Below are 15,402 nucleotides of genomic sequence, written 5' to 3'. Positions count from 1 at the left end.
TTACAATCTCATTTATAGTCGATTACTCGACTGTGCTTACTCACTCGTTGTTCAGTTTTCAAAGATCAATTTCTTTCATTTTCTTCGTCGTCCGTTTAGCGGCGACTTTTATAATATATCACATCCGGGGTATTCGATGCAAGCTTTTTTTATTTTTCTTTTTTCTTGCTTTGCTTGCAACCTTGTACCGCTTCCGCTTTTCGTGTGAGCCGTTTTTAGCGGCGAGAGTTAATTTATCATAGAAACGCTTTTAAAGTCAAGCAATAAATTAAAAATAAAAAAAGAACCAGATAAACATCTGATTCTCCTTGGATTTTACCCATTATACGCTCGTATATCGCAGCTCAATCTCTGAAGTTTCTTCATCGATGAGAACAGCAACTTCTTTGATCAATCCTTTCTTAACGAGCTTATTCAGCAATAAAGGAAGTTCTGTTTTAATTTCAATTAATTGATCATGCTGTTGAAGTTCATCTGAGCTGAATGCTTTATCATTTTCTCTGAGGATCTGGATAAACGCCTCGCAGCATCTCTCCATTTTTGACATAACCGAAAATTCACATGCCAGCAAGACGAGCTGAACCCGCTGCTTCAATGTCTCTTTGCTCATTGTCAATTCCTCATAAAGTTTGTACACCCCTGGATTTATTGCACGAATCTGCCTCCATACCGTAATTTCCGGGTGATAGCCATCCTCAATGATGACAATACGAGCCCAATGGTGCAGGGCTTCCAAAATATTATTATAAGCATCAAGCAAGTGCTCATCTAGGATATATTCCTTGCTCTGAAGGTATTTACGCAGAAAAAGAGAGAACTCGACAAGCAATTTATGTTCACGCAGGTCAGCCGGAAATTCAAGTATGCGATGGCGCAGTCCTTCTAAATACGTATTCTGATCCAGAAGTATCTCCCCTTTTAGCAGCCAATGAAGGATATTGCGGTTGTGGCCTTGGCGTACCCATTGTTCAATGGAGGAGGGATCTACCCACCTTTCTTGTATCCGAGAATCGTCTCTTATATAATTAGTAGTATGATTGTTCAGGCTCAGGTCGTTCGTAACGATAAGCAGAAGTATATCAAAGCCATCTGTAAGTGAGGGAAGTTGCTTAGGATTATCAACCGCCATGACACTAATGATCCGACTGTCATTTCGGAACTTAAGCAAAAACTGCTCTTTATCAATTCCCATGGGTGTCCAAAGCTCCTGTCTCCAATTGTTTATATCTTATTTCTACAATGCAAGAGGAGTTTCCTGCTGAATTCTGTGACAAATCATACAAAACTGATAGCTAAATTATGGGGGGAACAACACGTGCGTTTCAGATCAAGTAAAGTTAATGAATTTCGCTTGTGGGGTCTTGCTTTAACAATGGGCGGCATGCTGCTAATGATCATAGGATTAGCGGGGGTCGTCTTTGACTGGGGAAAAGCAGGCCGAATAGTTGCTGTCATCTTCATGATCATCGGGATGGTCTCCATGCTGGTCAGTATGGGTATTTACTTCTGGGCCGGCATGCTTTCTACTTCGGCAATTGCACTTGACTGCCCGGAGTGCGGAAGAAGAACTAAAATGCTAGGAAAAACAGACCGCTGCATGTTCTGTAAAACAATTCTCACCGTTGATCCTCAGTACCAGTCTACTGCTGAGAATGAAACTGCGGCAGCGCAAGCAATCCCGCTTGAGCCAAACAGAGATCATGAGCACAAGCCTCATTGATGCTCCGAAATAGCAAAAAGCCGATCCCTAGTAAAGGGGATCGGCTTTTCTTATGGTGATGCAGGAACCAAGCCATCCTGGATGACTTTCCACATCGGTGACTGCTCAAAGCCTCTTCTCCACGTGGCCACTCCTGCCAGATCATACTTCTTGACGAGATCAAGCCGTGACTTCATCGAGGTTTCATCTTCCAACCAGATGCGAATGAGCTTCTCGCCGTCTTTGTACTCTACATAATTCTGGCCAGTATCCGGCAAATAGGTCGGCGTTAGTTTTTTATCTTTAATAATAGCTGCGGCAGCTTCCATGGTTAATGTTTTGGAAGTGGCCGTTAACTTGCCATTTTTCGTTTCTTCCGTCCATTGACGCGTATAAAAAGGCACGCCTAAGACCAACTTAGAAGGTGGAACCTTATCCACATTAAGTATCTGCTTTACGGAGCTTTCCGTCCAAGGCAAAGAGGATACGGAACCGGATTTGGGACTGGTCGCCCAATACTCGTCATAGGCCATCACCATCATATAATCAACTACCTCGGCCAGCGCAGTCCGGTCATAAAACATCGACCACATCTCATTGGTTGATTTTGGCGTTACATCAATGGACACAGCCAAACCTTGTTCATGCATAAAAGGAGTCATTTCACGGACAAATTGGACGAGGTTTTCTTTATCTTTGAGATACACATTTTCGAAATCAATGTTGAAGCCCTGCAGTTTGTACGTTTGAGCAAAGCCAAGCAATTGTTTAATGATTTTCATTCGGCTATCGTAGGTCGATAGGGCTTTATTCGTCACATCAGGATCAAAGCCGTTGCTGAATAGCGCCCAAACCTGATAATTTCGGGTTTGCGCCCATTTGACATAAGAGGCATCGGCCAGGTTCTTCAAGCGCCCTTCGCCATCCGAGATCGAGAACCAAGTCGGACTAACAACCTGCAGACCAGGCATATCACCTATCTTGGTTGTATCGGGATTTTTGCTAATGACATGTTCCCATGTCAGGTTTAATTTACCCGCAGGCGGCTTCCATGGCACGTAGGACGATGTATCTTCCTGAACGGGAATGGTTTCATCATGATCAACCTGAATGTCCGTTTTACGCACATATCCAATCGGTCCGCTTGCCTGCTGAACTCGATACCATTCTTCCTCTTCTCCGAGCAGTATGACCTGCTCTCCTCCGGCAATACTTGATACGATAGGTGCTTTAATCGAGGCAAAAGTGCGCAGCTGCGCGGCTTCAGCGGCCGTGCGTTTTCCCCATTTGAGGGTTTCGCCTTTTTTAAATAAAAGTACGGCGCCTGTCTGATCTGATTCTCTGATCTCAAAAGGGTACAGTTGGCGCAGCGGCTCTATTGGCACATAGATGTCGCTCCCTTTCTTCTCTACGGGAAAAGACAATGTGATCGGTTTCTCGTTCATCAACGCTGAAAGTTCCGTTGTCTTCAAACGCAGTACTTTATCTTTGGTTGTGATGATCACGGAATCGCTGCTTTTTTCATATAGAATAGAAGGGTCGATCCACTCCTGAATGAGCTCCAGCGGAAGCTTCAGCCCCTCTTTTTCACCAATTGCGCTTAACTTATAATAATTCCCTTGATAAAAGATCGGCTTGCTTAATTCGTGATATTCGGTTTCGACTTTCGTACGATTCGGAGCGAACTGCTGCCATAGAAATGAAGCCGCACCTGCGGCGAACATCCCGATAATAAGTGAACTGATCAGTAGGATTTTCTTCGACGATCTTCTGCGCTGCTGCAAGATTTCACTTCCTTATATACGATATAAAAAGAAAAAAACGCTCTCTTACCCTCTCCATCAACAAGAAGGTATGATCACGTTTCATTATACAACATAGGAACAGGTAATGAGGAATTCTGCGAAAGTTAATGCTTGGTAACCCCTGTGCAATCCGGGCAGACGCCATAAACCTCTAACCGGTAGCCGCCAACCTGAAAGCCTGTTTGCCTGGCAGCAGTTGTCTCAATATCATGAAGAGGCGGGTATTCAAAGTCTGCAATCTTGCCGCAAACTTCGCAAACCGCATGGTAATGGTCTGTCATATCCGCATCAAAGCGACTCGAGCTATCTCCATAAGTCAGTTCCCGAACGAGTCCCGATTCAATAAAAACTTTAAGATTATTGTAAACAGTCGCTACGCTCATGTTAGGAAATTTGGATTCTAAGGACTTATAAATATCATCTGCTGTCGGATGCGTCATGGAGTCCAGCAAATAGGATAAAATCGCATGACGCTGAGGCGTCATTCGAACACCTGTTGTTTTCAATTTAGCTAATGCTTGTTCTAATTGTGCTGCCATGTTACACACCACCCGCTGTTAGTCAATAAAACCTTACATAATATTGTACGTGTGGTCATTCCCTTTTGTCAATGATGGTTATGCGGTTTAGCCAACTTGTCAGTGCTTATTTTTACGGGAATCAATCACATACAGAGCTAAACCTCCAAGAACGAGGGCAATCGATCCTACATAAGAGCCCATGAAATCGAAGAGTCCCGTAACCCATCGCGGCTTATTGCTGAGAAGGAAAAAGAGTACGCCGGCAACCACAAGCAGTACGCCCATGTTAGTGCCTTTGATCAGCTTCTGTAAAGGATCTTGAAACTCATGGTCGTAGGAACCTGCAAACTCGCCAAGTTCATTGCGCCGGTTCACATAATCCGTAATTTGAAGCGCATCAAAAAGATTGTAGAAGTAGATCACAGGAATGAACAAAGCAAAAAGGGTAACGGCGGGAACGCTTGTATTATGCTGAGAAGCTAACGATGTAATGATGAAAATATCAAGAATCAGCAGCATCATCAGGAATAAGCCGCGCTGCATGAGACCTAAGTAAAAATGCCCCGTTCCTGGAACGATGAAAGACAATACACCTGCAACCCATTTGCGCTTCCTGGGAATCGGATAATAAGGCGCATAGTTTGGATAAGAGGAGTCGGTTGAATACGGGGGAATATGCGAGCCGTCTTTGGGTATAGCCATGTAAAAAGCCTCCGTTCTTCTAGTCATAATAACTCAGATAAATGTTGGATATACGAAGTAATTTGAATAATGCCTGCATCGATGTTCATGATTTTATGAATAATTCCGAGCTGAAAAAGGAGAATGGTTGCTGCGGTTGCAACGAGACCGTTTACCCATGCTTTTCGCCGGTATGCCTGCCAATTGGATTGCGGCACCGTGATCTCGTCAGCTTGAACAGCGCGCATGATGCGTTCCGTCAACAAGGGGCTTGGTTCGTTAAGCGGCATCTCATCTAGCAGCTTATTTAGGTACTGCGTGAGCCGGATGTCTTCTTGTTGCCTGGGATTCATGCGTATTCACCTCCAGCCATTTTTCTTTGAGCATCGCTTTTCCCCGGTATAATCTCGTTTCGAGCGTTTTGACAGGCAGCCCGGTCGCCTCGGACATCTCCTGGTAAGAAAGCTGCTTATAATGATACAGATACATAATAAGCCTGTACTTGTCCGGAAGTTCGGACAACAGCCCTTGCATCTGCTCCTGCTCATCCTTGAGCAAAGCTCTTTCTTCCGGTTGTTCCTTGCTGTCCGAGAACCAGCCCTTCATTTTATCAAGCAAAGCTTCATAGGGCTTACGCTTCTGTGAACGCCGATAATCGGTTACGATATTTGTCGTCATGCGATAGAGCCAAGTCGTAAACTTCGACTCTCCGCGAAAATGCGATAAGGTTCGAAACAGCTTGACGAATACGTCCTGGGTCAAGTCTTCGGCAGTTTCCTTATGCCCAACCATGCGGTATACAAGTGTGTAAATATAACTTTTGTGTCGTTCTACCAGCACACGATAAGCATCGGAATGACCTTGACGGACCCGGTCGATCAGCTGCTCATCCGTCAAATTGTCCATGCCTTGCCTCCCCCTTCCGTAACTCGTCTTATAACCTTAGACGCTCTCCATGGGAGAACCCCTTCAACTTTTTCCTTTTTCCATCGTTACGCCGCTGACGCCATCTATCTGATTAATTCCTTCAAGTACGGAGACGATGATAGACGGCTTAGGTATTGTAACATGAAACGTTATTTGAACCTGATTCAGCTTGTCCTCGTTCTCTTGTTCTTCCAATGTAATTTTGCGAATATCTACTTTCTGTTTCCCTAAAAGAGTTGTAATCACGCCGAGCGTTCCCGGTTGATCAATAGCCTGAATTTTGAGAATGCGAACTTTTTTCCCGTTAAAAAATTTCTGCTCTACTTTGTTCAAAATCCATAAGGATATTAACACCATAAAGCAAGCCAAGACAGCTGGATAGTAGAAGCCCGCCCCTACGGCAAGACCAATCCCAGCCACTACCCAGAGGGAGGCCGCCGTCGTAAGCCCTGTAATGGACCTTCCGTTAAAAATAATCGTTCCAGCCCCCAAGAACCCGATGCCGCTGATGACCTGCGCCGCCAAACGCGACGGATCTAAGCGAACGTTCACCTCATTCACAAAAGCGCTGAACCCATACATGGAAAGCAGCATGACTAAAGCGGAACCTACACAGACCAAAATATGCGTGCGAAGCCCTGCAGCATGGGAGCTAACCTCCCGCTCAAAGCCGATTAAGCCGCCAAGAAATAGCGCCAAGACTAACCGTATGGTGATATGAACTTGATCAATAACCCATGGATTGCTCACGATGTGATCGCCTCCCTATTTTTCCCTGATGACCCCTGGTCGCTCAAAGGTCGTTAGTGACACGCCCGGAGGAACTGTGAATACCCGCTTCACTGTAAAACCAAAACTTTGATAAAGCTGGGTGGCCGGCAGATTGGCCGTACCTGTTGAGACAATAAAAAGATGCACACCATTATTTTCTTGTTTCTGTAGTATATGTTCCAAAAGCGCTCTAGCAATACCGCGCCTAAAAAAATGAGGATGAACCATCATCCGGCAGATCGTGACGACACAACCTTCCCGGGAGTAGGAAATCGCGCCAACCAACTTACGTTCGTTCTCTTCCTGCACGTAATAGCCATAGAACGTCTCCTCAGCCTCGCGTATAGACTGAATGCCGTCCTTAAGCGGAGGAATGTCTTCGAAGCCAATCAACTCAGCTTCAACGCGATAGGAGGCGATTTGAAGCGCTAACAGATGCAGGATTTCCTCATTCGTATGTAGTGGAAGAGATTCAATAGACATGCGGAAGCCTCCTTCAAATAAAAAAGTGGTGTCCATAAGGATCACCACTTTACTGTATCATTTGCTGTTCAGGCACTCCAGAATTAATTTGTTAACCAGCCCTGGATTTGCTTTGCCTTTGGTTTCTTTCATGACTTGGCCGACCAAGAACCCGACGGCTTTCTCTTTACCCGCTTTGAAATCGGCAACCGATTGCGGGCTATTGTTTACAACCTGCTCGACAACAGCTTTAATCGCGCCTTCGTCACTGATTTGAACGAGTCCTTGCTCTTCCACAATCTTCTGTGGTTCTTTACCGGATTCGATCATTTCTTTAAAGACCGTTTTGGCGATCTTGTTGGAAATGGTGCCTTTTTCGATCAGGCCAATCATCTCACCTAGACCCTTGCCCGTCACTTTGACATCCGCAAGCTCAAGATTGTTTGCATTCAAATAACCGAGCAGATCGCCCATAATCCAGTTGGAAACCGCTTTGGCATCCTGCGTATAGTTAAGGCTCTCCTCAAAGAAGTTAGCCAGCTTCATTGATGACGTGATGACTTCCGCATCGTAGTTCGGCAAGCCAAACTGGCTGCTGTACCTAGCTTTGCGAGCATCCGGCAGCTCAGGAATCGTAGCTTTGACGTCTGCTTTCCAAGCATCGTCGATATAAAGGCTCACGAGATCCGGATCCGGGAAGTAACGGTAGTCGTGCGCATCTTCTTTGCCGCGCATCGAAAGGGTCTTGCCTTGCCCGTCGTCCCAGCGACGTGTTTCCTGCTCGACTTCACCGCCGCTGCGGAGAATGTCCGCTTGGCGATATTCCTCGTACTCCAGTCCTTTCAGGACGCCACGGAACGAGTTCATATTCTTCAGCTCGGCTCTCGTGCCGAACTTCTCCTGTCCGAATGGACGCAAGGAGATGTTCGCGTCACAGCGCATCGAGCCTTCCTCCATTTTCACGTCGGACACGTCGCAGTAGATCATGATGGCTCTTAGTTTCTCAAGGTAAGCGCGAGCTTCCTCCGGTGAGCGCAGATCAGGCTCCGAAACGATTTCGATGAGCGGCGTTCCGGCCCGGTTCAAGTCAACGAGCGAGGCATATCCGCCATCCACGTGCGTCAGCTTGCCCGCATCTTCCTCCAAATGCACACGCGTCACGCCAATGCGTTTGGTCTCGCCATTCACTTCAATATCGACCCAACCGTTCAAACCGATCGGCTGATCGTATTGCGAGGTTTGGTAAGCATCGGGAGAATCCGGGTAAAAATAGTTTTTACGGTCAAATTTGCTGTGAGTGGAAATGGTGCAATTCAGCGCCATTGCCGCTTTCATGGCATATTCTACCGCTTGGCGGTTCAGCACGGGCAATACGCCCGGGTGTCCCAAACAAACGGGACAGGTATTCGTATTCGGAGGTGCACCGAATGAGGTTGCACAACCGCAAAATATTTTGGATGCGGTATGAAGCTCTACGTGAACTTCAAGACCGACGACCGTTTCAAATTGGGTATCTGTTGCCGACAAAATAAATGCCTCCTTCGTTACTCATGAACTATGAACCTACAATTGCGGGCGCTGCTTATGGTGATCTGTATGCTGCTCAAAAGCGTGTGCTACACGCAATAGGGTAGCTTCATCCAGCGCTTTGCCGATGACTTGCAAGCCAACCGGAAGTTCATTCACGAATCCGCAAGGTACGCTAATCGCAGGAATACCCGCCAAGCTGACCGGAATGGTCATGATATCGTTCAGATACATCGTGAGCGGATCATTGCTTTGCTCGCCAATTTTGAAGGCAGGCGTCGGCGCCGTTGGCCCAATGATGATATCGTATTTCTCAAACACTTGATCAAAATCTTGTTTAATCAATGTGCGAACTTGTTGTGCTTTCAGATAGTAAGCATCATAGTAACCCGAACTTAAAGCATAAGTTCCAAGCATGATCCGGCGTTTGACTTCAGGGCCAAAGCCTTCACTGCGGGAAAGATGATACAAGTCAAGCAGATTGTTGGCGTTGTCGGAACGGACGCCGTAACGAATCCCGTCAAAACGCGCAAGGTTCGACGAAGCTTCGGAAGATGCCAGCAGATAGTAGGTCGCAACCGCGTATTCGGAATGCGGCAGGGATACTTCTTCCCATACGGCACCTAAACCTTCAAGCACTTTAAGCGCTTCGAGGACTTTCTCTTTCACCGCAGGGTCAATCCCGTTGCCCATGTATTCTTTCGGTACGCCGATGCGCAGACCTTTGACGTCTCCGGTCAGTGCGCTGAGGTAGTCAGGGATGTCCACTTTCGCAGACGTGGAATCCTTCGCATCATAACCTGCGATAGCTTGCAGCAGGTAGGCGGAGTCTTCGACGTTCTTCGTCAACGGCCCGATCTGGTCGAGCGAAGACGCGAAGGCGACAAGACCATAGCGGGACACAAGGCCATACGTCGGCTTCAGCCCGACGATACCGCAGTAAGCAGCCGGCTGGCGAATAGAGCCGCCGGTGTCGGAGCCCAGCGAGAAGTACACCTCGCCTGCAGCTACGGCAGCAGCAGAACCACCGCTGGAGCCCCCTGGCACATAATCCGTGTTCCACGGATTGTGGGTTGGGTGGTAGGCGGAGTTCTCGTTGGAACCGCCCATCGCGAACTCATCCATGTTAAGCTTGCCGATGGTAACCGTCTGCGCCTCTTTCAGCTTGCTGACAACGGTCGCATCGTAGATCGGATTGTAGTTCGACAAGAATTTACTAGCACACGTCGTTCTCAGACCTTCGGTGACCATATTATCTTTGATCCCGATGGGAAGGCCGAATAAATCGCCACGTGCTTGACCACTTGCGAGCTGCTCGTCCAGTTTGGCCGCAGCTTGTCTCGCGTTCTCTTCATCCAATGTTAGGAACGCGCGAACTTTGCTTTCCACTTGCCCAATTCTTGTATAGGATTGATCCACGAGATCGGCAACGGTAATCTCTTTGCCTTGAAGCTTCGCGTGAATTTGTTGTAGGTTTAGATCAAACAAAGACAACGACAGGCACTCCCTTTCATATGGTTCTCTATTCTAAAACAGCCGGAACTTTAAATTGCCCGTCTTCTTGATCGGGAGCGTTCGCCATGACCTTCTCAATCGGCAGCGACGGCGTAACAACATCTTCCCGCATCACATTCACTAACGGCATAGCGTGGCTCGTCGGAGCTATACCTTCGGTATTCAACCCGTTCAACTGCTCCGCATATTTTAAAATGGCATTAAGCTGTCCGGTAAATAGTTCTTTCTCATTCTCGCTTAAATCGAGTCTAGCCAACTTCGCGACATGATCGACATCTTTTCTGGTAATGCTCAAGTTCTCTACACCCCTTTGAATCAGCATTTAGTCATTCTTTTCATTATATCCCAGATAATTTGTGAACTCAATCCAGAAAAAACCACAGTCCCTATGCAGAGGAGGTTCCGAAGAACCGCTGCGGCTAAGGAGCTGTGGTTAGTTTTGGCAAATGACTTATTGGATGAATCCTGTATCCATAGCCTTCGCTTTTTCATTTAGTACATAATACTTCAGTTTGGCTGCGGCTAGTAGTGTTTCATTTTGATCTACTTTTATCTGAAACTTGTTCAAATCATGCTTGGAGATGACGCCCGCCTCATAGCGGAACTTCATTTTTTTCATATCCGCTTGAACGTCAGTCAGATTCCGCTGCTCCGTAAGGACTGCGGCATACGCATTTTTGGCATCGTTATACGTAGATTGGATTTTTTTGGTCAGGTCGAGTTGCATTTGCTCATTCTTCTGGCCGTTGATCGCCACATTAACGCCTAAATACGTTTCACCGTAAGTGTTCTGGGTCACCGTATGATCCGTTTCCCACACGGCTTCATCAATGTTATTGCCGGAGGATTTCATTTGATAAGAAGATTGCAATAAAGTCATCGTATCCGTTTCTGCAATAGGCTGGACCGAAAAAGAATCGATATCTTGGAGGATTAAATTAGGATCATAGGAAATTCCAATGTCCGTCGAAAGCTGCACAAGGCCCAGACGATAATTGTTCAACAAGATAGCGGTATCGTCCTTCTGTTTATTAATGGCTTTCTGCGCTGTCAGCACATCTTCCGAGGAGGCCAAACCTTGCTGTGAGAGAAGCGTTGCGCGCAGCAGCTCTTTCTCCATCACACCTTCGTACTCCTGCATGAAAGCGAGTTGTTTCTTTTGGCCGAGCAGCTGCACGTATTGCGCGATGGTCTGCAGGCGAATACCGGCTTTGGCTTCATCGCTTTGAAGCAGCGAGTTGCGCTGATCCGTTCCTAACTGATGCGCAGCCGTACTCATTTGCGACCGTTGAGCGAAAATAATCGCATTCATACCGCCGGCGAGAGCCCCCATGCCCTGCATCATTTGGTTCATCGCATTATTTTGCATGACGGTCCAAGCAATATCGGCAGGTTCTGTGAGATTTGGCAGCAGCGGATTCCCCGTATTGGTAACCTCCTCAGGTGTGCTTGGCAGGTGGCCTGGCGCAAAAGACGCCGAGCTCATGTTATCCATTTGCTGCTCGAGATCGGACTTTTTGCTGCCTTGGGCGGCAAATTTTAGCGTTAGCATGGAGAGGTTATGGGAATCTTTCAGCGCTTTATCCAACACATAGTCCAAATTAACAGAAGATACGGTCTCTAGGACGTCCCCGTTCACGTAAACATTTTGATCGGGATCTAGTAGTGAATCCGCGTAAACATAGGCTGAGCTGGAAAGGAGTAACAGAGCTGCCGAGAAACTTATGAGCGTTTTTTTCAAAAAAATCGCTTCCTTCCTTGGGTAGTTAAGCAGTGAGTTTGGAGCTGGGCGGCAGCGCAGATTGATGAACGGATGTTTTCTTCTTGGAAAATACAACAAATCGCGTTAACAGCATGGCGATGAAATAGGTCAAAGCTCCGGTTAGGATAAGCGCAACGCAATCATGCGAAATAACGGAGAAATCGTTCCCCTTCACGAATACATTGCGCACGCCGTCCAAGAAATACGTGAGAGGCAGCATGTGACCGAACACCTGCAGAGCTTTTGGCATTGCCTCGAACGGCCACGTGAAACCTGAAAGCATAAAGGATGGCACAGCAATAAGCATCGCCGTTTGTGTAGCCCCGAGTTGATTGCCGGAAAACAAACTGATGAGATAGCCGATCCCACTGACTGCAAAGGTAAAACTAAGAATAATGGCCAAACCTACAAGCAAGCTTCCGCCCATTGGAGCGCCAAAAGCGTACAAAGCAATGACGAAGGTGACGGATGTGTTAAAAAGATTAATTAAGAAATATGGAGCTGTCTTCGCATACGCGATGCGCCATGGATTTCTTTTCCAAGCTTCAAAACGCTGCCAAGTACCCGCATCTTTCTCCCTAGTAATCGTTAGGGCAATACCGAGAAATAACACTTGCTGCAAAATAGCCCCGACAAGACCGTACAGCATAAAATCGCTATAATTAAATGTTGAGTTATACATAATCCGATACCGGTAAGGAATCGGTGAAAGGGTGTTCATGACCTGCTCGTTTTGGAGTCCCTGCTGCAGCTGCAGCTTTTTCTGGGAGTACCCCATGCTGAATGTCGTGATCACTTCGTTCGCGCCTTTGGTCGCCGAATTCGAAATCATCATGTTGCTGCCGTCAATTAGCGTGAGAATTGGCAGCGTTTCGCCATGTTTCAGCTTCGCCTCAAAATTCGAAGGAATAACTAATCCTACTTTCGCTTCCCCCGTCTCCAGTGCACGCTTGACGTCCTCTTCCGAGTGATATTCCTTCGTAATCTCAAACGATTCACTCTGCTCAAAAGCTTGAATGACCTGACGGCTGAGCGGACTTTGGTCCTCATCTATCACGACTGTCGCCATTTCCGTAACTTTGTGATGGACATAAATCGATCCGAAGAGCACGGTATACATGACCGGAACGAAGAACAAGATCAGAAAAAGACGCCGGTCCTTCAGAATGTGCATCCATTCTTCCGTTATCAGCTTGCCAATCCGAAGATCCATCTCTTTCATCATCCTTCCGTTTTACCATTCCACTGCAAGGTCATGCCGGTTGTGGCTGTGTCCGGCAAGGTGCTCAGCTCGATTTTGATCCCAAAGGAGCGGATATCTGTTTCACCTGAGGTTTGTGTTGCTTTTTTGATGGCAAAATCAGGCGCTGCCGCCACAGATATAACGGTACCTACGACATTCTCGCCCGTCGATAACATGGTCATGCTGATTTTGTTTCCCGCCTTGAGTCCTGTAATCGCCGTCTCCGGCAAGTAAAACTTAGCCCAGCGCTGCTCCGTAGACTCCATCGAAAAAACAGGGAAGCCAGAGCCAACAATCTCGCCAACTTGGGCGGATTGATACAAGACTACACCATCCGTCGGAGCAAGCAGCTCGGTATAGCTCAAATAGGTCTCGGCTTCCAGCTGCGCGGCTTGGGCTTGCTGCTCGCCGGACTGCGCGGATTTAACCGCGCCTTGCGCTTGCTGCACGGCGGCTTCTGCCGCTGCGACATCGCCTTGTCGCACCTGCACCATCCCGCGGTTAGCTTCAGCGAGCTTCAAGGATGCTTGCGCCTGCTCCAGCAAAGCTTCCGCTCCGCGAATCTCTTCTTCCCGCGGGCCTTGGTTCGCCATGTTCAGCTGCTGCTGCGCCAGATCGCGCTTGGTCTTCGCTTCCTCGAAGCTGACCTTCACCTTGTCTACGTCCGCTTGCGAGACAAGACCCTGCTCCAGCATCGCAGTCATCCGATTCAAATTCTGCTCGGCAATCGTGTACACTTCCGAAGCCGCTTGGAATTGAATCTCGGCCTGCTTCTTCTCCTCAGGGCGTGCGCCGTTCTTCAGCGCATCCACTTTCGCTTGGGCAGCGTTCACCGCAGCATGGGCTTGTGCGACCTGCTGCTCAGCCGTGTCCGCCGTTACGTTCACGCCTGCAATGCCCTGCTGCTTCTTCGCTACCGCGGTAGCCGTTGCGCCCTGCGCTTCGGCAATTTTGCCTTGCGCGAGGGCGACGGCCGCTTTGGCCTGCGCGACCTTCGCTTCGATCTCGGCGCTTTGCAGACGGGCGAGCACCTGCCCTTTTTTCACAGCTTCCCCTTCCTTCACGAGGACCTCAGTGACTCTGCCGCCTACTTTAAAACTCGCGCTCACTTCGTTTGTTTCTATATAAGCCGTAGGGTGCACTTGATTCACAGCATCCGTTTGACTCCTAGCTGATTTCGCCGTTAGCAAGAAGGCACTTGTGCCGATAACAACCGCCATCACGGAATAAACCATTGGTCGAATAAAACGCATAAAAAAATCCCTCCACAAAATACTAAAATAAAAATTAATCGTTAATGAAATTGCCAAAGTAGATCTGTAGCAGCTTCAGAATCCGCTCATCAGTTAGAGGCTCATTCTGCTTTTCCCAATCGAACACTAAAGCAACATACAGCTTAAATAGGATAAAAGCCGTCATTTTCGGCTCACAATTTTTCATTGAACCATTATGTATCGCACGTTCAATATGTTCAGAGATAAACTGAACGACCTCCGTCTCAATGCTGGCCATCGCTTCAATCGTAACCGGGCTGCCAAATTGCTGCACCTCGTGGGATAGTTGAATGAGCAGCTCATGCTCTTTGCGGAAAACGAGAATCTCATACAACGCTCCATGAATCTTCTCGAAGGGCGTTGCCCCTTCCGTGATCGCTTTCTCGGCGACTGTTTTCATTTCCGTGATCAACGACTGGATAATGTCGTGCAGCAGCTCTTCTTTATTGGCAAAAAACGAATAAATCGTCGCCTTGCCTACACCGGCAATTTTGGCGATCTGATCCATCGTTGTGCCTTTGTACCCGAAATGGGAAAAAGATTTCTTGGCAGATTCCATAATTAATTGTTTTTTGGCATCCATACGCTCACCTCAGAACTAAAATACTAAAACAGTTTTATGTTCGGATATTAATGTACCACCATTTACCGATTTTATCAACAACCTCTTAAGAAAAAGAAAAAACCCGCCGATTTAGCGGGTTTCTCACGATATGGTGTATTAAATCCAGGCTTTCAAGCCGATTTGTTTAATAAATTCTTCTCTGGACTGCACTTCTTTGTCCCGTTCTTTTTCCGGCTCCGGACTTGCCTCACCGTTCATGACTCTCCGGAACAGCTCTTCATTTTTTGTGGCCAGCGCAAAATCAATCAACGCTTCTTTCTCGACGCGAGCCGCTTCCTCATGAAGAAGCACTTCTTCCAACTCTATATCGATTGCCGGCACATAATAGTGTTTATTATCTTTGGGAACTCGAATGACGTAATCGAAAATATTATCGTTATTGCGGTCGTAAGCAATGATATATCCATATCCGCCAATCGGCAGGTTTTGTTCCAAACTATCCCCAATGACGATGACTCTCTCACCAAGTCGAAGCATCTGATTTTCCCCCTACCTCTATGAAGCTATTATTCAGCTATTCCTATTATCCTACTAAAAAAACTAGGTTGTGTCCAATTGAAACGTTTTGTTCATACTCCCTACACATTTCT

Annotated in this window: 17 protein-coding genes; 1 reads left to right on the top strand and 16 read right to left on the bottom strand. The window is 47.2% G+C overall.

The window, feature by feature from the left end; all coding sequences use genetic code 11:
• Window positions 1-322 precede the first annotated feature (322 nt).
• The gene (locus tag AC3WTJ_RS37775; RefSeq protein WP_492526899.1) at window positions 323-1,192 is read right to left on the bottom strand and encodes a nucleotidyltransferase-like protein; all 870 of its coding nucleotides are present in this window, start codon (window positions 1,190-1,192) and stop codon (window positions 323-325) included.
• 123 nt (window positions 1,193-1,315) lie between these two features.
• Here AC3WTJ_RS37775 and AC3WTJ_RS37770 point away from each other — a divergent pair, with 123 nt between their 5' ends.
• Window positions 1,316-1,720 (top strand): YgzB family protein, encoded by a 405-nt coding sequence (locus tag AC3WTJ_RS37770; protein ID WP_127458251.1) that lies wholly within the window; start codon window positions 1,316-1,318, stop codon window positions 1,718-1,720.
• 50 nt (window positions 1,721-1,770) lie between these two features.
• On the opposite strand, the gene AC3WTJ_RS37765 is transcribed toward AC3WTJ_RS37770, so the two are convergent.
• The 15 genes from AC3WTJ_RS37765 to AC3WTJ_RS37695 form a co-directional block, all read right to left on the bottom strand.
• Window positions 1,771-3,483: a glycosyl hydrolase family 18 protein gene (locus AC3WTJ_RS37765; RefSeq protein WP_492526897.1), complete on the bottom strand. Its 1,713-nt coding sequence runs from the start codon at window positions 3,481-3,483 to the stop codon at window positions 1,771-1,773.
• A 125-nt stretch (window positions 3,484-3,608) separates the two neighbouring features.
• On the bottom strand, window positions 3,609-4,043 hold the full coding sequence (gene perR / locus AC3WTJ_RS37760; protein ID WP_492526895.1) for a peroxide-responsive transcriptional repressor PerR: 435 nt from the start codon (window positions 4,041-4,043) through the stop codon (window positions 3,609-3,611).
• Window positions 4,044-4,142: 99 nt separating this feature from the next.
• On the bottom strand, window positions 4,143-4,727 hold the full coding sequence (locus tag AC3WTJ_RS37755) for a hypothetical protein (RefSeq protein WP_492526893.1): 585 nt from the start codon (window positions 4,725-4,727) through the stop codon (window positions 4,143-4,145).
• Window positions 4,728-4,750: 23 nt separating this feature from the next.
• Window positions 4,751-5,059, bottom strand: a complete 309-nt coding sequence (locus AC3WTJ_RS37750; RefSeq protein WP_492526891.1) for a hypothetical protein — start codon at window positions 5,057-5,059, stop codon at window positions 4,751-4,753.
• A complete protein-coding gene (locus AC3WTJ_RS37745; RefSeq protein ID WP_492526889.1) occupies window positions 5,010-5,612 on the bottom strand; it encodes an RNA polymerase sigma factor in 603 nt (200 codons plus the stop codon). The genes AC3WTJ_RS37750 and AC3WTJ_RS37745 overlap by 50 nt, the downstream gene beginning before the upstream one ends.
• Before the next feature lie 63 nt (window positions 5,613-5,675).
• On the bottom strand, window positions 5,676-6,383 hold the full coding sequence (locus AC3WTJ_RS37740; RefSeq protein WP_492526887.1) for an MgtC/SapB family protein: 708 nt from the start codon (window positions 6,381-6,383) through the stop codon (window positions 5,676-5,678).
• 15 nt (window positions 6,384-6,398) lie between these two features.
• Window positions 6,399-6,887 (bottom strand): GNAT family N-acetyltransferase, encoded by a 489-nt coding sequence (locus AC3WTJ_RS37735; protein ID WP_492526885.1) that lies wholly within the window; start codon window positions 6,885-6,887, stop codon window positions 6,399-6,401.
• 57 nt (window positions 6,888-6,944) lie between these two features.
• Window positions 6,945-8,396, bottom strand: a complete 1,452-nt coding sequence (gene gatB / locus AC3WTJ_RS37730; protein ID WP_492526903.1) for an Asp-tRNA(Asn)/Glu-tRNA(Gln) amidotransferase subunit GatB — start codon at window positions 8,394-8,396, stop codon at window positions 6,945-6,947.
• A 33-nt stretch (window positions 8,397-8,429) separates the two neighbouring features.
• Complete coding sequence (gene gatA, locus AC3WTJ_RS37725; RefSeq protein ID WP_315956235.1) at window positions 8,430-9,887, bottom strand: Asp-tRNA(Asn)/Glu-tRNA(Gln) amidotransferase subunit GatA; 1,458 nt, start codon at window positions 9,885-9,887, stop codon at window positions 8,430-8,432.
• 28 nt (window positions 9,888-9,915) lie between these two features.
• Window positions 9,916-10,203 carry an Asp-tRNA(Asn)/Glu-tRNA(Gln) amidotransferase subunit GatC gene (gatC, locus tag AC3WTJ_RS37720; RefSeq protein WP_127458260.1) on the bottom strand — a complete coding sequence of 96 codons (288 nt, stop codon included), beginning with the start codon at window positions 10,201-10,203 and terminating at the stop codon, window positions 9,916-9,918.
• 156 nt (window positions 10,204-10,359) lie between these two features.
• Window positions 10,360-11,649, bottom strand: coding sequence for a TolC family protein (locus tag AC3WTJ_RS37715; RefSeq protein WP_492526883.1), 1,290 nt, complete (start codon window positions 11,647-11,649; stop codon window positions 10,360-10,362).
• 25 nt (window positions 11,650-11,674) lie between these two features.
• Window positions 11,675-12,883 (bottom strand): ABC transporter permease, encoded by a 1,209-nt coding sequence (locus tag AC3WTJ_RS37710; protein WP_492526881.1) that lies wholly within the window; start codon window positions 12,881-12,883, stop codon window positions 11,675-11,677.
• Between the two features lie 8 nt (window positions 12,884-12,891).
• Complete coding sequence (locus AC3WTJ_RS37705; RefSeq protein ID WP_492526879.1) at window positions 12,892-14,166, bottom strand: HlyD family secretion protein; 1,275 nt, start codon at window positions 14,164-14,166, stop codon at window positions 12,892-12,894.
• Window positions 14,167-14,200: 34 nt separating this feature from the next.
• Complete coding sequence (locus tag AC3WTJ_RS37700; RefSeq protein ID WP_492526877.1) at window positions 14,201-14,770, bottom strand: TetR/AcrR family transcriptional regulator; 570 nt, start codon at window positions 14,768-14,770, stop codon at window positions 14,201-14,203.
• A gap of 138 nt (window positions 14,771-14,908) precedes the next feature.
• Window positions 14,909-15,289: an ATPase gene (locus AC3WTJ_RS37695; protein WP_315956230.1), complete on the bottom strand. Its 381-nt coding sequence runs from the start codon at window positions 15,287-15,289 to the stop codon at window positions 14,909-14,911.
• Window positions 15,290-15,402 lie beyond the last annotated feature (113 nt).

The organism is Paenibacillus sp. FW101-FHT12H11, from assembly GCF_058790355.1.
Note: the sequence above shows the minus strand (reverse complement) of the source record. Positions and strands in the feature narration are given on the sequence as shown.